The 19,012-nt window shown below is 52.2% G+C and carries 18 protein-coding genes; 1 reads left to right on the forward strand and 17 read right to left on the reverse strand.

Annotated features, from left to right (window positions below; genetic code table 11):
• Positions 1-106: 106 nt before the first annotated feature.
• The 3 genes from PHO67_07365 to PHO67_07375 are packed head-to-tail and all read right to left on the reverse strand — an operon-like array spanning position 107 to position 3,501.
• Entirely contained in the window at positions 107-1,093 is a 987-nt protein-coding gene (locus PHO67_07365; protein ID MDD5546949.1) for an OmpA family protein, read from the reverse strand.
• Positions 1,094-1,107: 14 nt separating this feature from the next.
• Positions 1,108-2,061 (reverse strand): aldolase catalytic domain-containing protein, encoded by a 954-nt coding sequence (locus PHO67_07370; protein ID MDD5546950.1) that lies wholly within the window; start codon positions 2,059-2,061, stop codon positions 1,108-1,110.
• A 30-nt stretch (positions 2,062-2,091) separates the two neighbouring features.
• Positions 2,092-3,501: an HD domain-containing protein gene (locus PHO67_07375; GenBank protein MDD5546951.1), complete on the reverse strand. Its 1,410-nt coding sequence runs from the start codon at positions 3,499-3,501 to the stop codon at positions 2,092-2,094.
• A gap of 125 nt (positions 3,502-3,626) precedes the next feature.
• Between PHO67_07375 and PHO67_07380 the strand changes: the two genes are divergently transcribed.
• Positions 3,627-5,408 (forward strand): carbon starvation protein A, encoded by a 1,782-nt coding sequence (locus PHO67_07380; protein MDD5546952.1) that lies wholly within the window; start codon positions 3,627-3,629, stop codon positions 5,406-5,408.
• On the opposite strand, the gene PHO67_07385 is transcribed toward PHO67_07380, so the two are convergent.
• The 14 genes from PHO67_07385 to PHO67_07450 form a co-directional block, all read right to left on the reverse strand.
• Positions 5,362-6,093, reverse strand: a complete 732-nt coding sequence (locus PHO67_07385) for a glycosyltransferase (GenBank protein ID MDD5546953.1) — start codon at positions 6,091-6,093, stop codon at positions 5,362-5,364. The two genes, PHO67_07380 and PHO67_07385, sit on opposite strands and share 47 nt — an antisense overlap.
• The gene (locus PHO67_07390; GenBank protein ID MDD5546954.1) at positions 6,090-7,352 is read right to left on the reverse strand and encodes a glycosyltransferase 87 family protein; all 1,263 of its coding nucleotides are present in this window, start codon (positions 7,350-7,352) and stop codon (positions 6,090-6,092) included. The genes PHO67_07385 and PHO67_07390 overlap by 4 nt, the downstream gene beginning before the upstream one ends.
• Positions 7,349-8,413, reverse strand: a complete 1,065-nt coding sequence (locus PHO67_07395) for an NAD-dependent epimerase/dehydratase family protein (protein MDD5546955.1) — start codon at positions 8,411-8,413, stop codon at positions 7,349-7,351. Before PHO67_07395 ends, PHO67_07390 begins: the two co-directional genes overlap by 4 nt.
• A 65-nt stretch (positions 8,414-8,478) precedes the next feature.
• Positions 8,479-9,099, reverse strand: a complete 621-nt coding sequence (locus PHO67_07400; GenBank protein MDD5546956.1) for an NAD(P)H-dependent oxidoreductase — start codon at positions 9,097-9,099, stop codon at positions 8,479-8,481.
• A gap of 17 nt (positions 9,100-9,116) precedes the next feature.
• The gene (locus PHO67_07405; GenBank protein MDD5546957.1) at positions 9,117-9,455 is read right to left on the reverse strand and encodes a hypothetical protein; all 339 of its coding nucleotides are present in this window, start codon (positions 9,453-9,455) and stop codon (positions 9,117-9,119) included.
• A 99-nt stretch (positions 9,456-9,554) separates the two neighbouring features.
• Entirely contained in the window at positions 9,555-9,980 is a 426-nt protein-coding gene (locus PHO67_07410; protein MDD5546958.1) for a biopolymer transporter ExbD, read from the reverse strand.
• Positions 9,977-10,597 (reverse strand): MotA/TolQ/ExbB proton channel family protein, encoded by a 621-nt coding sequence (locus PHO67_07415; protein ID MDD5546959.1) that lies wholly within the window; start codon positions 10,595-10,597, stop codon positions 9,977-9,979. Before PHO67_07415 ends, PHO67_07410 begins: the two co-directional genes overlap by 4 nt.
• Before the next feature lie 99 nt (positions 10,598-10,696).
• Positions 10,697-11,608, reverse strand: a complete 912-nt coding sequence (locus PHO67_07420) for a class A beta-lactamase-related serine hydrolase (GenBank protein ID MDD5546960.1) — start codon at positions 11,606-11,608, stop codon at positions 10,697-10,699.
• Between the two features lie 56 nt (positions 11,609-11,664).
• Positions 11,665-12,801, reverse strand: a complete 1,137-nt coding sequence (locus PHO67_07425) for a radical SAM protein (protein MDD5546961.1) — start codon at positions 12,799-12,801, stop codon at positions 11,665-11,667.
• Entirely contained in the window at positions 12,801-13,931 is a 1,131-nt protein-coding gene (locus PHO67_07430) for a GNAT family N-acetyltransferase (GenBank protein MDD5546962.1), read from the reverse strand. Before PHO67_07430 ends, PHO67_07425 begins: the two co-directional genes overlap by 1 nt.
• Before the next feature lie 11 nt (positions 13,932-13,942).
• On the reverse strand, positions 13,943-14,317 hold the full coding sequence (locus PHO67_07435; GenBank protein MDD5546963.1) for a response regulator: 375 nt from the start codon (positions 14,315-14,317) through the stop codon (positions 13,943-13,945).
• A 16-nt stretch (positions 14,318-14,333) separates the two neighbouring features.
• The gene (locus PHO67_07440; GenBank protein ID MDD5546964.1) at positions 14,334-15,461 is read right to left on the reverse strand and encodes a PAS domain-containing sensor histidine kinase; all 1,128 of its coding nucleotides are present in this window, start codon (positions 15,459-15,461) and stop codon (positions 14,334-14,336) included.
• Positions 15,458-15,835, reverse strand: coding sequence for a response regulator (locus PHO67_07445; protein ID MDD5546965.1), 378 nt, complete (start codon positions 15,833-15,835; stop codon positions 15,458-15,460). The genes PHO67_07440 and PHO67_07445 overlap by 4 nt, the downstream gene beginning before the upstream one ends.
• Positions 15,836-15,871: 36 nt before the next feature.
• The gene (locus PHO67_07450) at positions 15,872-19,012 is read right to left on the reverse strand and encodes a discoidin domain-containing protein (protein ID MDD5546966.1); all 3,141 of its coding nucleotides are present in this window, start codon (positions 19,010-19,012) and stop codon (positions 15,872-15,874) included.

Here is a 19,012-nt window from a genome sequence, read left to right on the forward strand (position 1 = left end):
ACCCCAAATTCATCCTATAAGGAATTAAGGTGACAGTATACTTATTTCCCGATAATTAAGTATATCCTCCGCAATCAAATTGCTATAGGACAAGCTGTCACCGAAATTATTCTTTAGGGATGATAATTTTGGTCCCGGTCCTGAGCTTATTCGGACTGCTTATCCTGTCTTTGTTGATCTCGTAAAGATATTTCCACTTCGCGGGATTCCCGAGTTCCTTCTTCGCGATGGAAGAAAGAGTATCGCCTTTCTGCACTACATACTCTCTTTTGGAGACCTTTATCTTGCTCTCGACGTTCTTCTCTTCCTCGATGACATATTTCCCCTCTTCTACCTTCGTGGCCTGTTCGAGCTGCGCCTCGCCCGGGGCCGGGATCATTACCTCCTCGACCTCGGCTATCATGAACTGGGCGTTGCGGTCTTTCTGCATCCCGATCAGGTCGGTTACCGGCGCGATGGCGTCGAGTTTTCCGCGGCTAACTATCTTGATACGGCCGTCAGGTATGCCGTTCTTGAGCATGAAATCCTTCACCGCGTCGGCGCGCTGCCTTCCGAGTTTTTGATTGTATTTTTCCGTCCCGCGGATGTCGCAGTTACCGGTTATAAGGATGCTGCAGTCGGGATTATGCTTTAAAGTCCAGACGGCCTCATCGAGGATCTTCTTGACGTCAACGCGCAAATAGGATTTGTTATAATCAAAGTAGATCTTGACGTTCTTTTTTATGTTCTTGATGAGCAGCGACGGCCTCAATTCCTGCGGCTTGGGGGCAGGCAATTCTTCCGATTTATAATCGAATATTATCTTATACATGTATATGTAACCCCTGTTCCCCCACAGCGAGGTCGTGCCGGACGCAGCAGTGCCGGGCTCCTTCGGCCACCACCAGTATCCGCCCATATCCGCGTCCTTTATGGGAGCCGGTTGAGCGTCGGTAGGCCACCATTGGAATTGTTTCTGTAATTCCTGCATTTCGGTTTCGCGGTTGGCTTTCCTCTGCTCTTTGTTGATAAACAGGTTTGAGGCAAAAAGATCCGTCGCGGTCAAAATAAGCAGGGCAATTAATACGTATCCGGCGATCGTCCTTTTCGACATTTGTGATCCCTCCTTTACTGGGTCTCTCCGCTTCCTATCAGGCTCTCGTAGAACTCCCTGTAATCCTCTTTTTTGTCGCTTCCGCGCAGGGCCATCGCGGCGCGGGGGTGCTCGTCAAGGATACCCGTTATCGCGTACGGTATGATGTAGCCCCATTCCATCTTTTCCCTTAACGGGATGAACTCTTTCGATATGAGGTCGAGCACCGGGCGTATATCAAATTTCGGGTTCTTCAGGAACCCGAGTATGAGTTCGAGCGGGCAGTTGCCGGCGGCCCTTCCCAGGCCATAGACCGTCCCGTCGACATAATTCGCGTTGTGGATTATCGCCTCTATCGTGTTGCCGAAAGCGAGCTGCTGGTTATTGTGGGCGTGTATGCCTATCTCCTTGCTCTTTATTATGCTCTTGGCTTTCTTCACGAGGTATTCGGTCGACTCTTGGTACAGGGAGCCGTAACTGTCGACCAGGTAGATCACGTTCGCCTTGCATTCCTCCTCAAGCTGGTGGAAGGCCTCGGTTAGCTCGGTATCCATGGCCTTCGATATCGCCATGATGTTGACCGTGGTCTCGTAGCCCTTTTCCGCGAATTGGTTGACGAGGAATATGGCCTTGTCTATGTCCTTGACATAACACGCTACGCGGATCATCGACACCGGGCTCTCCTTCCGCGGTTTCACGTCCTCTACATCGACGCGGTCGACATCGACCATGACCGAGATCTTCGTCTGCGATTCGATGCCGTCGATGACCTTCTTTATATGCTCATCGTCGCAGAATTTCCATTGGCCGTATTCTTTTTCCGAAAAGAGTTTCTTTGAGTTCTTATATCCTATCTCCATATAATCTATCTTGGCTTCCGAGAGCGCCTTATAGACCGCGCGGACGAACTTGAAGTCGAAGTCGTGCTTATTTATGAGCCCGCCGTCCCTTATCGTGCAGTCCAGCACCTTTATCTTTTCTCTGAACACTTTATTGGTCTCCTCCTCTTAAGATCATGCTCAAGCATCCTTCCCTTCCCTGCCCAACACTCTGAGGAAGGCATCGACTAAGAGCGGGTTGAACTGCGTCCCGCTGTGCTTCTTTAATTCTTCTATGGCAACCTGTTTAGTCAACGGGCCCCTGTAGGCGCGGGTAGTGGTCATGGCGTCATAAGCGTCGGCGACCGAGACGATCTGGGCTAACATATCTATCTCACCGCCTTTAAGGCCGTCCGGATAACCCGAGCCGTCGTATCGTTCGTGATGTGACCTGACGATAGAAAGCATGCGCTTATCCAGGAAGACCGGTCCCAATATCTCCTCTCCCGTAACCGGATGTTGTTTGACCGTCCTCCATTCTTCATCGGTCAGTTTTTCCACCTTGTTCAATACCCTCTCGTCGATGCCTAATTTTCCTATATCATGGAGCTCGGCCACTTCTTTCAGCATGTCGGCGTCTTTTACGGAAAGCCCCATCTCGAGGGCGAGCGCGCGCGAATACTCGGAGACCCTGTCAGAGTGGCCGCTCGTGTAACTGTCTTTCGCCTCGAGGCCGCGCACTAACGATTGGACGATGCGGTAGAAATAATCCCGTAAGGCCTCTTTTGACGCGACGAGGCTTTCTGCCATTTTATTAAAGGACTCGCCCAACCTGCCGATCTCATCTCTTCCTTTAATGTGGACCCTGTATTGGAGGTCTCCCGCCCCGAAGTGCCTGGTAGCTTCCTCGAGTTCTTTGACCGGATCGGTCGCCCTCTTTGAGACCAGGAGCCCTAAGGCTATGGAGATCAGCATGCCAGCGCCCAATACCAAAATAGCGCGCCGTAAGAGTTCCCTCTGTGTCCCGTAAACATTTTGCGCGCTGATATCTATCCCGAGTATGGCTACCGTCTTGCCGTCCTTGCCGCGGATAGGAGCGTAGCCCGAGAGGGTGGCCCCCCATTCATCGATCATGAGTTTACTATCGGCGGAAGGGCCCGATAACGCTTTTAACATCTCGGGGAACCTCGAGGCGTCATACTTATCCCCCGGGTACGAGGTCGCTCCCGACTCCCCCTTGGTCTGGACCCTGGGTTCGGGATCAACTATAAACTGCCATACGCCCTTGTCGGTCCGGTCCATGGTGTATATGAAAAGTATCTGGGGGTTCGCTTTTTTTATCTGCGATAATTTTTCGGCAATAGTATTGTATTGCGAGCTTTTTACGCCGTCGCGGTCAAGCGGAACCTGCATAAGGAGATCGGGATCCACGGTAAAGGCCGCCGTCTGCGCGACCATCTTGAGGTGTTCCCTGAACTGTTCGAATTGCGCTCTATAGCTGAATTGGTATAAGAGCAGGCTGCTGATCGCGGCCACCAAAAACAGTGAAAGGACGAGCGCCACCGTGATCTTCGAACGAAAACTCCCGAAGAAGAATTGGTTATTTACCATAGGGTCTTGCCGCCTCCGCCGGTTTAGTAAAATATTATACGCATATAAAGCGGTTATATCAAGAAAACTCTATCATAATAATTTTACTTTGGAAAGGGATCGGGGTATAATAATGCCGATAACTAATGCACGCACTAACCCTTATCATAACCAGTCTTTTAATATTCGCGCTCGCTTACAGGTTTTACGCGAAATTCATAATCACGAAGGTCCTGGTGTTCGACCCGTCCAGGCCCACTCCCGCCCACACCCTCCGCGACGGCAAAGATTACCATCCGACAAATAAGTTTGTCCTTTTCGGCCATCACTTCGCGGCGATATCCGGCGCCGGGCCGCTCGTCGGGCCGGTCCTGGCCGCGCAGTTCGGGTTCCTTCCCGGGTTCCTGTGGATACTTATCGGCGCGGTCCTCGGAGGCGCGGTGCATGACATGGTCATACTCTTCGCTTCGGTCAGGATGAAAGGCCAATCCCTGACCCGCCTCGCGAAAAAACATATAGGTTCGACCGCCGGCATCGCGACCGGCATATCCATCCTGTTCATAATAGTTACAGCGCTTGCGGGCCTAGCGCTCGTGGTGGTAAACGCGCTGAGCGAAAGCTCGTGGGCCACCTTTACGATAGCGATGACCATCCCGGCCGCGCTCCTTGTGGCGCTCTATATGTATAAGATAAGGCCGGGCAGGATAGTCGAGGCCTCGCTCATCGGCGTGACGATAGTCATATTGGGCGTCGTCTTTGGCGAGCCGCTCTCTAAGACCGCGTTCGGGAATTATTTCCTGCTCTCAAGACCAGCGCTTTCGGTCATACTCCCGATCTACGGATTCATCGCGTCCACCCTTCCGGTCTGGCTCCTCCTCTGCCCGCGGGATTACCTGAGCTCGTATATGAAGATCGGCACGATAGGGCTCCTCGTCGCCGGGATATTCCTGGTGAACCCGGTGATCCGGATGCCGGCCCTCACCCCGTATATTCACGGCGGCGGGCCGATAATACCCGGAAAGGTCTGGCCGTTCGTCTGCATCACGATCGCCTGCGGCGCGATAAGCGGGTTCCACAGCCTCATCGCCTCTGGCACCACCCCGAAAATGATAAATAATGAGTCGGATATACGTTTTATAAGTTTTGGAGCGATGCTGGTCGAGGCGGTCGTATCGATAATGGCGTTGATCGCCGCGACGGTCATGCTGCCCGGGGATTATTTCGCCATAAACGTCCCGCCGGACGTATTCGCCAAACTGGGATTGAATATCACGGACTTAAAAGGGATAGAGCAAATGACCGGCGAGACCCTGGCCGGCAGGCCGGGCGGGGCCGTATCCCTCGCCGCCGGGATGTCTCTTATCCTCTCCTCGATAAAAGGCATGAAGCATCTGATGGGCTACTGGTACCACTTCGCCATAATGTTCGAGGCATTATTTATCCTGACGACGGTCGACACGGGGACGCGCGTCGCCCGCTACATAGTGCAGGAGATGACAAAGTTCGTGAACCCGAGGGCGGGCAAGGGAAACCGCCTCTTAAGCATGATTTTAAGCGGGGCCGTCATAAGTTCCCTGTGGGGGTACCTGGTTTATAACGGGGATATATCGACCATCTGGCCGATGTTCGGAGTGGCGAACCAGCTTTTGGCGACGCTGGCGCTCTGCATCGGCACCGTATTCATCCTGAGACATTCAAGAAAAAAATACTACTGCCTGATAACTTTCCTGCCGTCGCTGTTCATGTTCGCAACGACTTTTTGGGCGGGGATAGAAAATATCATAATAAATTACCTTCCGAAACATACCTTCCAGGGGAACCTTAACGCGGGGTTTTCGATCATAATGCTGGCGCTTGTGATAATAATATTTGTCGAATCGCTCAGGAAGTCTTTTTCCTTATTGAAAGCCCCCGGGCATAACCGATGACTTTGATGTAGCTCCAGCCCACCGCGAAAAGGCGGAACTTTGACTTTCCCATCCCGGCCCCCCTCTGTATCCATGATACCGGGACTTCCGCGATATTATATCCCGCAACGATGGGGAATATGCCCGTCTCCGCGTTTATGGCGAAATCATCGCTCCTCCACGGCAGGCCGCGTATTATCTCCGCCTTATAAAGTTTAAAATTATTGGTGAGGTCTTTCTGCCTTATATTGAAGAGCGCCCTGACGATAAAATGGAACGAGCGGTTCATTATCTTCTTCATGGGCGGATAATTGACCAGCTTCCCGCCTTCCATATACCGCGAGCCTATCGCCCCGTCGAACCCTTCCCGCTCCGCCGCCGCGATAAGCGACCGCACCTCCCCGATATTCTCTATAAAATCCGAATCCATCGTAAGGACATAATCGGCCTTGGGGCTGACGTTCCTGAAACCGGTCTTTAACGCGAGCCCGGCCCCGCTCGGCCGGCCTTTTTCTATCAGCCTGACTTTGCTGTCGCGGCCCATCCAGTCGCGGACGACATCCGATGTCCCGTCCGTGCTGGAATCGCTGACCACGATGATCTCGAGCAGTTCATCGCGGTAATTACCCAGCAGGCCTTCAAGCATACCGCCGATATTCTCTTCTTCATTATGGGCGATCAAGACAGCTGAGAGGTTGCCCTTCATCGCGGACCGGCCTTCTTAAGCCGCGGGGCCTGCCCGATAAGGACACGTATCGTCGCCGCCCACAAGGCCAGGGTGGCCCACGAAATAAGGGAAATACTTTTGAAAACAGGCACGAACACCAGGCAGGTGGAAATAAATAAGGCCGAAGCGGCCGCAAGCAGGAATTTTTTCCCGGCAGGCGGGGTTTCCGCGCGCCCGGCATAGTTAAGGACGGCGAAATAAATGACAAACGTCCAACCCCAGGTGTAATAAATGCAATACTGGGGGAGTAAAAGTGCGAGCATCAAAAAGACCGGATAGAGCAGTCCCTGCGAGGCCTCTTCCCGGTTTTTCCAGGCCGCGACGCATGACAACAGGACGATCACCGCCGAAAGGCCCCTGATGAGCAGGTGGATCATTTCCGGAGAAACGAGATAACGGAAATTATTGGTCCCGCCCGGCGCCAATAGCCTTCCGACGGCCCCGGGAAGCGATTGGTTACTTACCCTCAGGTCGAGGTAGTTTACGTAAGAGGCCGCGGCAGAGAACGGCTTGATGGCGCGGTCGAACCATTCTCCCAGCAGGTAGTTATTGAATCCTATGCCGAATACCGCGGAAGGGACCAGGAAAAAAATGACAAAAAAGCCCGCGATGAAGCCAAGGATGAACCTTCCCCTGCTTTTTAAGACAAAATAAAGGATAAAGACCAGCAAAGGGCTGTATACGGTCAGGGCGAGGCAGAAGTAGACGGCCGAAAAGAACATCCTTTTTTCCTTGAACAATAAAAGCGCCGTCAGAAGGAAAAATAGGGCGACGAGCTTGTTCTGGCTGTTGGACAATTCATATAACAGGAAAGGCAAAGCCAAGAGGAGGCTTATCTTCAGGTTCAGCAAGCCCTCCTCTTTAGTCCGCGACTGGATGAGCCGGAGCAATATCAACCCGCTGAGCGCTACCGCGGCGAGCTCGGCCAGGTACCATGCGAATATGGAGGGCAGCATGCCTTTGAAAGTCAAGGGTTCCGCGGCCGAGAATTCGGCCATTTCGCTTCCCAGCATAAAGGGATATTGGAGTATCGTCATCCCCGGCGCGTAACGGAAGAGCGGACGGTTTACGTCGGAAATATTATCATACGGCGACTTGCCGTGCAATACCTGGTTGACCCCATACAACCCCACCTTCAGGTCCCTGCCGCCCCTCATGGAAAGCGAGATGCCTGTTACTATGACTGCTATAGAGACGGCCGACCAGAAAAAAATATTAAAGACCCTGTATCTTTTCATTTATTTCCGGATAATTCTTTCTGTTGTTTAAATATGTCCCCGATCAGGCCGCGGGCATCGCAGGAGATCTTCCATCCGGGATAATGGGACTTGAATTTTGAGAGTCCGGATATCCACCATATGTGGTCCCCTATCCTGTTCCGGTCGACGTAATCGTAAGACATCTTTCTGCCGGAGACCTCCTCGCAAAGCTCTATCGCCTCAAGGACAGAAACGCTGGCGCCCCTGCCCCCGCCCATATTATAGACCTCTCCGGGGCGGGGTTTTAGATAGAATTGATGGAAGGCCTCGACGAGGTCGCGGGAATGTACGTTATCGCGCACCTGTTTTCCCTTATAGCCGAAGATGGTGTACTTCTTCCCGGAGACGCAGCATTTCACCAGGTAGGACAAGAAACCGTGAAGCTCGGCCCCGGAATGATACGGCCCGGTTATGCAGCCGCACCTGAATGCCGCGGTCTTGAGGCCGAAATACCTGCCGTATTCCTGGACGAGTATATCGGCGGCGGCCTTTGAGGCGCCGAAGAGGCTGTGAAGGCAGTTATCTATGCTGAAGGATTCGTCTATACCGCCGAAAAATTTGTGGTCCTCGGGCAGCTCGAACCTCTTCCCGAGCTCCACCAGGGGAAGCCTGTTGGGATTGTCCCCGTAGACCTTGTTCGTCGAAAGGAAGATGAAGACCGCCTTTGGGGCGCGCAGCCTGAAATTTTCCAGGAGGGCCTGCGTCCCCCCGGCGTTAATGTCGAAATCTGTGGAAGGTTCCCTGGCCGCCCAGTCATGCGAGGGCTGGGCCGCGGCGTGGATTATAAGGTCAAAATCATATTTCGCGAAAAGGCCTTCGACAGCGGACTTATCCCGTATATCGAAGTCATGATGGACGTAATCCGGGGCGGTCTTGAGGAGAAGGTCTTTGTTCCATTCCACCGAACCCGCGTCGCCGAAGAATTTCTTTCTCATGTTGTTGTCGACGCCGATGACGCCGAAACCCTTGTGAGAAAAAAATCTGACACACTCCGAACCTACGAGACCGGCAGAACCGGTCACAAGGACTAATTTCTTCATGTGTCATATTATAGCAGAATTTCCGAAATACGCTATTCTGTTATTATGATCGCCGTCACGGGGCATTAATCCGCTGCCTGTTTGCGGGCGGCCTGCTGCGCTTCGCTTATCTTCTGTTTCTGCAGCTCGGGCCCCATATCCATGGGCTGGGCGACGACAAACGTGATATCCGTGATTCCGCATAACCCGAATATTCTACGGAGATAGGGCTCCTGGAAATCGGCGGCGCGCATCTCCTTGGAGCTGTAATCGCCTCCTCTGCTGGCGACAACGACCATCTTTTTGTTCTTCACCAGCCCCTCAGGGCCGGTAGCCGTATAACGGAAGAGGTACTTCGGCTGGACTATGACATCGATATAATGCTTGAGCGTGTACGGGACGCTGAAATTCCACATCGGCGTGCTTATCAGGTAGCGGTCCGCCGACATAAACCGCTCGATATGCCTGACTATCTCTTCCCAGGCCTCCTTCAGGTCTCCGGTGAGGTCCTTGCCCGACAAGAGGACATATTTACCGTCTACCCTCTTTAATGTAAGCGAGGGAAGGTCCTCCTTCGAAAGGTCCAGTTCCTCCACCGTCCAGTCGGGATGGCCTGTCTTGAAGGCCTCAAGGAAGGCGCCGGATACCGCCAATGTCCTGGATTCTTCCCCTCTAGGCGTGGCTATTATGTGCAGTAATTTTTTCATTTTGCTCCTTTCCGGTATTATTTTTTTATGACCCTGAATGAGCCGTAACTATAATCGCTCTTTTTGCCGTCCCTGAATACCTGCCTTAAGCTCCATGTATAGACCCGGCCTTCACTGAATGTAGCGGCCGGGATTTTTGCGGGAGTGGTGGAGATATTGTGTTTCATTATAAGCCCTGTGACAGTGGTGTCATAACCGTTATACAACCTTAACTCGTAATGGTCGGTCTCGGCAATATCGGTCGTCTCCCACCGGAAGACAAGGAGATCTTTTCCCTCAAGGTTGATGTCGTTTGTCGTTGGATAAAGGAGCGTCGGAGGGGAGGACCGGTCGGATCTTAAAAAAAATTTGGGCATTGCATAGGAATACGGTGAAAAGCAACCAAGGCATAACAGCAGGACTAAACTCGTAAATAACCTCATGGGCCTCATAAAATAATTATAAGGGAATCCTATTTATCTATCGGCCTCTCTTTCGCTTATCGCCCCTATGCTCAGTTTGTTCACGCCCAGTTCGTTCAAGACGTCGAGGACGCTGACCACATCCTTGAACGGCGTCAGCCTGTCCGAATGGACGACGACGCTTATATCCGGGGTCTTCCTGTGCATGGCGTCTATCTTCGCCCTCAATTCCTTTTTCGTCACCCGGTCCTGGTCGACATAGGTCGAGCCGTCTTTCATTATGCTGACATATACCTGCGTCTTCTTCGGCGCCTCGAGGGGCTGTCCGCTCTTGGCCCCGGGAAGTTTAATATCGAGGCCTGTCTGGGATATCAGCGGGGTCGCTATCATGAATATGACCAGCAGGACGAGGATAACGTCGGTGAAGGGCGTTATATTTATCTCCGCGACCAGCCTTTGCCTTCTGGATTCTCTTTTCATCTGTGTTTGGTGGCGATCAGGTCCATGGTTTCGGAAACGCACAATTCCATATCTACGACGAACTTATCTATCCTCTTGATGAAATAATTATACGCGATGACTGCCGGGACGGCGACGCAGAGGCCGGCCGCCGTGCATATCAGCGCCTCGGCTATGCCGTTAATGACGACGTTTATCCCGCCGGAACCGGCGCTTTGGGCGATATCGTGGAAAGCCCTTATTATACCCAGGACGGTCCCAAAGAGGCCGATATAAACGGCGGTGCTTGCGATCGTGCCGACCACGCTGGTATATTGCTCCAATTTGGTGGTCTCTATCGTCACTTCCCTCTCCATCGCGTTTGATATCACGGACTCATTGTGTCCGAAGAGCTTCAGTCCGGCATGGACGACGCCGGAGAAAGGGGTCTTGGTGTTTTCGCAGATATCCAGAGCGTTCATGAGTCGGTCCCTCTTCAATTCCGCGCTTATCTCATCCATAAAGTCCCTTCTCTTTACCTTGGACCTGCTCCGGTAGTAAGAACACCTTTCTATTATTATCGCAAGCGACAGGATAGAGCATCCGACAAGGATGAATATGGCAAAACCGCCGCTTACGACCCCCTGAAACAGTGACATCTAGACTACCTCCTTATGTTTGATCTTAAAATAGTTTTATCAGGCTTCCGCTTTTAATATATTTCTTATCGCCAGTCCGGGTAGGCATCTCTACTTTTTTTAAAACTTATGGTAATAATTATACGTCAATAACGCGATATCCGAAATAAGTTTCTTCGCGGGCATCGCGAACCTGTTCTCGTGTTTGACCAGGACGCATATCAGGAAATCGCCGTTATCGGTGAATACGATCCCCACATCGTGGCAGATATGCCTTTCCAGGCCCGTCTTATGTGCGATCGACGTACCGTCCCTGGGAAGCTTTTTGGGGATCCTGTCGTTTATCTTCTGCTGTCCCAGTAACTCGAGGCATTTGCCGGATATCTCATCGCTTAAAAATTCCTTACGATACAATTCCTCCAGGAGGCCGGCCATATCCGCCGCGGTCGTATAGTTCTCCTCGCCCGCCCTCCTCTCCTTGAAATCCATCATCTTTCGCGCCAAATTGGTGTCCCTTAAGCCCATTTTCCTGAAATACGAGTTCAAGGTGTCGAACCCCATGAAATCGATAATGACGTTCGCGGCGGAGTTATCGCTCTGAGTTATCATGGGATGGAACAATTCCTCTACGGTAAAGACCGAGCCGACCGGCTTGTTGCCCAATACTTTCGATCCGCCTACCCTGTCGGCGTATCTGAGCCTCACAGAGTCGTTTAAATGTATCTTCCCGTCCTGCGCGGCGTAAAAACAGGAGAGCATGATGGGGATCTTGACCAGGCTCGCGGAGGGTATGGGGGTATTTTTGTTGAGGTCGATCTCACGGCCTGTATCCAGGTCCTTTATCACAAGGCCGACCGTGCCTTTAAAATGCGCGACTTTATTCTGCAGGTCATTCTTAAGCCCCAGCCATGCCTTCTCCCTGGCCCTTGAGAATACCCTCTCCGGGGAACCGGCATAATTCCCGTACGCGATAAATAGACATGCGCCCAGGAAGATAAAAACGGCGGCTATCAATATCGTCTTCATCTTCATGTTTGATATTATAGAGGATAATGCCTTGTTATGACAAGGACTTTGATGGCCCGGTGTCAAAAGGTGAGGTATTGGCCGGCCTTGACGAGGAGTTTGCTGCGCCTTCCCAGGTTTTCGATAGAACGGATACTCGACCCGTTTTTCCGCAATGAAAGTATTTTTTCGACCATCACGTGTCCCAGTCCGGGAACGCGCAACAGCCGCTCCTTGTCATCTTTATTTACATATACTGGAAAAAATTCGGGATGCGACTTCGCCCACATCTCTTTCGGGTCCGTCCCTAGGGAGAGGTTGCCGTCCCGGTCGAGGGGGATCTCGTCCGCCCTGAAGCCGTACTTGCGGATGAGCCAATCCGTCTGGTAAAGGCGGTGCTCCCGCGCCAGGAGGTCGCTATTGGTGAGGTCCGAACGTTCGCCGGGGAGTTCCGGTGAACCCGCGCCGCGCTGGTAAGCGCTGAAATAGACGCGGCTGAGGCCCAACTCCCTGTATAATTTCCAGGAATAGCCGATGATCTCCTTGTCAGTCTCCCCGGAAGCTCCGACGACAAATTGGGTGGTCTGCTTGATCCCCGCATAAGGAGAACCTTTCGCGGTGAGGCGGCTTATCAATTCTATCGGCCGGATGATGTCGCGGATATAATCCTTGGTCGTGCTGAGATGCCTGAAGTTGCTTTCGCCGGCCGTCTCTATATTCAAAGATACGGCCGTAGCCAGCGAAAGGCTCTCCCTGATAGCCGCTTCGGAGGCGCCCGGTATTATCTTTAAATGGATATAACCCCTGAACCGCATCCTGCGCAGGTTAAGCGCGGAGCGGTTGATCTGTTCCATGGTAGCGTCCGGACTGCCTGTTACCGCGCTGCTCAGGAACAGCCCGCTGACCCTCCTGGCATTATAATAAGACATGAAAGACGCGGCCAGTTCGCCGGGGCTAAGAGAGCAGCGCTCCGTATCGGAACCGGCCCTTAGGGGGCAATATTTGCAGTTATTGACGCACTCGTTCGAAAGCAGGGTCTTGAAAAGGTATGTCGTGCCGCCGTTAGGGAGCACTACCGGATATATCCATTTGCCTTCTTTAGAGCGGCGGCGGTGCTCGTCATCGTTTGTGCCGCAGGCGCAGGCGAGGTCGTACCGGGAATCGTTCGATAATACCGAAAGCCGTTCGCTCGCGTCGGGGCTTTTCTTGATAGATACCATTATTTTTTCCGCTTAGAAAAAAACTTATATAATTTTTCCACCAGGTTCCGGCTGAAGACCCTGACGACCGGGTTCAGGAACTTGTTGCGGTGCTTTACGTAATTATACGACGGGACAAGCCTGAAACCCAGCCTCCTCTTCGATTCATACCCGGTTGTCCCGAATTCATACAGCCTTATATTATTATTAATACACCAATCCAACTGGTCGCGGAACCTTATAAAATAAAGATGGAAGCGGAAAGCGATCGAATAATCGAATCCGAGAAAATAATCGATGAAACGGCCCCCGGATGCCAGGCAGTAGCTGAACGCGACCATTTTCTTATCCGTCCGCCATAAGAAAAACTTCGTCTCTTCGGGCATATTCCCCGATATGTTCCTGAAAAAATCCACCGGCACTTTCTCGAGCCCCACCTCTTTCCTGCCGAACGTCTGGAGGTATAGGGCGTACGCCTCTTTCAATTCGTCCTCTTCCAGCCTGCCCTTCACTTCCAGGTCGAACTTGACCTCCTCGTCGATCTTCTTGAACTTCCTCCTCAACCCGCTCCTGGACGCGTAACTTAGCGTCCCGAGGTAGCCGTTAAAATCCCGGAAACGAATATCCATCTCCGTAAAAGGCAGGGACGCGGTCCTGAAAAAACCGTCTTCAAGGCATTTATCGAGGATATCCCTGTACCTGAAGCTGAAATCCTTAAATACGACGACCTTCGCCTTTGCTTCCTTCGCTATCTGTTCCATGCCTTCGCATATGGCCTTGACCACCACCCCGGGTTCCGCGGCGGCGATCCCTATCCTGCCCTGCCCGTTAGGCAGGCCGCAGATCAGGATCCTCGGATTAAAAATAAAAGGGAAGATATTCTTGATGCACCTGGCGAACCCCTTGAGCTTTCCGGTAACGCCGAAATCCAGACCGAAATTCATTACGAAGCAGCTGGTCGCCCCGACCGGGATATCCTTGTCATAAACCAGGATGTAAAAGAACGAGAATTGCGGCATCTTCGATTCGTCGAGGGTTTTTAGGAAAAAATAGTTCTCCCCCGCCGCCGGCATAAGTTTATTCCAGTCCCCGACGGGGATCTCTTCGATCTTCCTAGCGATCTTAACATTAAATCCGGATCCCGCCGTCATGTCGTATAGCCCTACTTTTTCCCGGCTAAGATATCCTTGACCCGCGCGATGAATTTGTCTTTAGGCGTGGATTTGGATATGTAATCCAGCCCGCCTATCTTCCAGCCGCTTGCCGCGACCTCCTCTTCCCTAACGAGCGCCGTCAGGAATACCACAGGAATATCCTTTGTTTTGTCATTTTGCGAGAGGGCCTCGTGCACGCGCGTCCCGTCGACCGTCGGCATCATGATATCGAGGAGGACGAGGGACGGGGACTGTGATACGGCCATGTCGAAACCTTCCTTCGCGTCGCTGGAGGTCAGGACCTCGAAACCCTCCTTCGATAATATCTCCGAATAAAGTTTAAGCACCATCGCATCATCGTCTATCATAAGGATCTTCGCCATCTTGTACCTCCTCTTCTTAACCGGTGTTAAGCGGCAGGGTGAAATAAAAACGCGTGCCTTTGCCCTTGCCTTCGCTCTCAAACCACATCTTGCCTCCGTGCAGCTCCACGAATTTCTTGCTTAACGGCATGCCGAGGCCGGTACCCGCGTATTTACGCGAATATTCGCTGTCGACCTGCTCGAATTCCGAAAATATCTTATGGTTGTCCCTGGCTTCTATGCCTATGCCGGTATCCCAGACGCAGACCAGGATCTCTCTTTTGTCGGTTTTTTTGGCGTCAATGCCGATCTTACCGCCGTCCGGGGTGAATTTCATCGCGTTTGAGAGAAGGTTGAAGATGACCTGTTTGATTTTCCTCTCGTCCGCTTTTATTACCCCCACCCCTTCACTGACGTCCGCGGAGAGGGTTATGCCGTGCTTTGTCGCTTTTTCCGATATAAAGATAAAACTCTTCTTTAAAAGTTCCTTCAGGTCGAACTCTCCCAGTTCCAGTTCCATCTTCCCGGCTTCGACTTTTGAGAGGTCGAGTATATCGTTTATCAGCGAGAGCAGGTGCTTTCCGCTCTCCCAGACGTAATCGAGGTATTCTTTCTGTTTATCGGTCAACGGGCCGACGCTCCCGTCTTTCATTAATTCTGAAAAACCTATTATCGCGTTAAGCGGCGTCCTTAATTCATGCGACATATTCGCCAAAAACGAGCTCTTCGCCTTATTAGCGCTCTCGGCCGCCTCCTTCGCCCTGACTATCTCTTGCTCGGCCTCTTTAAGCCTTGTTATATCGTTGCCGATGCAGAGTATCTCCCTGACGAGGCCGTCCTCGTCGAGGATCGACTTATTGGTCCAGGCGATCCACACGCGCGTGCCGTTACGCATCACGTTCTCGTTCTCGTTGCTCACGTAGCTCGACGGGTGGAGCGCCATGTCGTCTATCATCGCCTTAAGGTCGCGGCCCGAGGAATCTGTCGGGGCCACTATCGTACCGACGACATTCTTCCCCAGTATCTCCTCCTGCCTGTACCCAAAAAAATTCTGGGCGAACCTGTTGAAGTAAGTGACATCGCCCCTCATATCCATGCGCAGGATGATGCTGTTGGCGTTCTCCACGAGTTCGCGGTACTGGATCTCAAGTTCGTCCCGGCTCATGAGGATAGGTAGTCCTTTATCTTTTTTACCAGCCCTTTCGTGTCGATCGGCTTCGGGACGAAATCGTCGAACCCCGCGGCCCTTATCCTCTCCTCGTCCTCTTTCATCACCGACGCGGAGAGCGCTAGGACCCTTACGCGGTCGAGGCGGCGGTCCTCCCTTATCTTTTTATGGACCTCGAACCCGTTCATCTTAGGCATATTGATATCGAGGAGGATGATATCCGGGATGGCATTCTTTAAGGTCTCGAGTGCGGCTATGCCGTCACAACAGCTTAACGTATTAAAACCGTTGATCTCGAGGAGATCAACGGTAAGTCTCATATTCAGGGGTTCATCCTCTACTATAAGTACCGTCTTCTTATCGTCGGTCATCTTAAGCCAATATGTTAAATCTTTATCACCCCCGTGTCAAGGCGGATAACTGAACGGCAGGCTCTGGAAAGTCACTTCTCCGCCGGAAGACCCCCTGAAAACAAAACCTTTCGGAGGGTGCGCAGTACCCCAGGCCTTGATCTTCAGGGCGCCGTCCTCTTCCTTTACGGAATAACTGATATTACCGTAAAATGTCGGGAAATTCCCTATCGAGACGCCTTCTTTGTCCGATAGCCATTTTTCCGGTAGGCCCGCCCCGAGGACCAGCAAACCGTCATCTTCATACACAAATAAGCTCCTGAACGCATTTATGAATATGGAGGCGACCCAGGTGTGGGGCAGGTCGCCGACAAACCACGGCCTCCGGTCATCGGCTAATATCCCTTCCGCCCACTGGTTCCAGGCAAGCGGCCTGCGCATCCTCATGAATTCCTCGAGCATCTTTACGGCCTTATCCCTCTGGTCCGACAGGACGAATACCTGGGCTATCCTGAAGGCATACGGCGAATATGACCATTTTGGCCCGCTCGCCAGGCTCGGCAGGAATTGCTTCGTCCAGAATATCCCGAAAGTATCGTCAAGGGAAGGCTGCGGCAGGTACTTCGATTCCTCGATCGGCCAGACCGCGATAGCGGTTGACGGCGCGTCAAGGTCAGCCCTTTCGGCGCAACCTGGTATAAAGTTTATCTTTGCCGACTGCTGCACGGCAACAATAGAATCGTTGACACATTTTCTGAAATCGGCTGTCTCCTTTTCCGCGCGGCCAGCCAGTTCCTTATCGCCTAAAATATCCGCGATGGATGCGGCGTCTTTCCATCCTTTTATCCCCCAGAAATCATCCCAATAACTGTGCACGCCCGGCGCAGGGAAATAACCCTCGTGGCTGACCGACCGCGGGAAGAGGCCGTAAAACTTTCTTTTGCCGGGCGGGCCGTTCTTGTATTCGTCGGTCATCTCTTTCTTCCTCAGCGCCTCGGTAAAATCAAGGACGCGCTTGACGGCAGGTAATTTGCCCTGCAGCCACGTCTTATCGCCGGTGAAGAGATAATATTCAAGGACCGAATAGACATACTGCCCCTGGCTGTCGTATTCCTCGAATTCACTCTCCCACGCGGGTTCGGCGGCAGTCTCGGAGACCATTATAGGCGGGACCTTGCCGTCCGCCTTTATACGGCCGGTAAACCAATCGATATATTCTTTTACTTCCTCCGTGTGCCCCATCCTCATCATTGCGGCCGAGGCGGAACAGGTATCGCGTATCCACGACTTCTTATAGGCGCCGGAACCGGCCTGCAGCATCGGCCCGTCTTTATTAATTAAAATATATGCCAGGCTGCTCTTGACGGCATCTGACATCTCTTTATCCGGGATATTTATCTGGACGCGGTCCAGTTTTTCTTCCCAAAACTCTCTCGTTTTCACCTGCATCACCTCAAAATCCTTTTCCGGGCCTTTGCTGTTCAATACTTTTAATGCCGCTTCAGCGCCATGAAGGGGTATGATGAAAAAATATTCTTTTTCGTCCTTTGGCTTGATCCTGAAATCATACTCAAGGACGCCTGATGCGTAGTCAAAAGGATCTTTAATTGACGGCCTGGCGGCTATCGTCCCGGTCTTCAGCGCGTCGACGAGGCCGTCTTCCATATACGTAGAACCGCCGAACCTGTCCGGGGCCCGAAGAGAGATCAACCGGTCTTTCCCGTCGATCCTCACCGTATGCCTGCCTTTCGTATCGTATTCCAGGCTCCTAATCATCGCCATACCGCCGCTCCATTGCCAGGACGGATAGACCTGGAAAGGCCTTATTGTAAGGAACAGTTTCCCCTTTAATACTTTCTCGCTTTTATTTTTCAGCGAATAACGGACACAGGTAAGAGATTCATCCGGCTTGCCGTAGCCGAATGATCTCTGGGAAAAAACCAGATCATTGTTTTCCCAAATCACCTCCGGCATGGGAAGATAACCTTTTTCGAGGGATTGGGATATCCGGAAGTCATCACGGGTAAGAAGTTTGTTGTCGAGGTAAATGAACGGCATCAGGGAGGGGCCCCAATTATACAACTGAAGTTGCCCGTCTTCGCAGAAACAGCTCTCCGCTTTATCCCCTTCTACGCCGATCACGGTCCAGTAGGCCTGGCGGCCTCCTATCCATTCGGGATAATACTTCCTTTCCGAGGGTCTCGCTTTCATCTGGTAATAACTTTGCGCATCCAGGCGTTTCTTGATCTGCGGGACCGTGCCTACGTCATGCACGAGGACCATAGGGGGTTTGGATATGCCGCCGCCGCCCCAATCATCGAAGACACGGAAAGTAAAATTATTCTGTTTGCCCGGTACCAGGTATTTCCCGACGGTCGAGACGGTCAGGGTTTGGTTTACGCTTCCCGGGATCGTCGAGTTCGTGACCCTGGGGCCGTATGAGGCGACGAATTGGCCGTTAACGTACAACTCGTAAGCGTCATCTACTCCGCCGGCCATCAGGACGGCCTTGCCGTCATTCCAGTTCCCGGGAATTAAAATATCTTTCTTATACCAGGCGTAACCGTCGTAGCCCGGAAAACCCTGGTCTTCCCAAAACCGCCCTGTCTCGATCTGCTCCCAGCCTCCCGGAGCGCCGGCGGCCGTAAACCATTTATCCTTGACCCCGATGTTGCGGGGATCTGTCTTAAAATCCCATTTACCTTCGAGAGGTATGATCTCTCCCTCGTTTATTTTGCCGGAATTATCAACGCCGGGCCCGATTATGGAAATCTCGAAGAGCGAATATCCCCATTTTGTGGCCCTCTTTTTAAAAACCAGCTTTATATACCTTGCCGCGGTCTTCTCGAAAGAGATCTCCTCGCTCCCGCCGGCGGCTTTATCCTGCTTATACGCGCTCCTCCACTCTTTACCGTCCGAAGACAACAGTATCTCGTAAGAGGAGGCGTATGCCGTCTCCCAGAAGAGCGTCAGGCCGGATATTTCTTTGGCCTCCCCGAGGTCTATCTCAAGCCATTCATTGTCGGAAAATTTGCTGCTCCAACGGGTGGCCATATTGCCGTCGAGGAGGTTCTCAGGGCTTAATGCGGCCTCGGATGAGGAAGCCGTTATCTTTATTTCCGAGGAAAAACCGTTGGAAGGAAAAAATAGAAGGGAGGCCGCCGATAAAATAATGCTGAGTTTTACCCTGATAGCCAT

The sequence above is a fragment of the Candidatus Omnitrophota bacterium genome (assembly GCA_028716565.1).
Classification (GTDB): domain Bacteria; phylum Omnitrophota; class Gorgyraeia; order Pluralincolimonadales; family Pluralincolimonadaceae; genus Pluralincolimonas.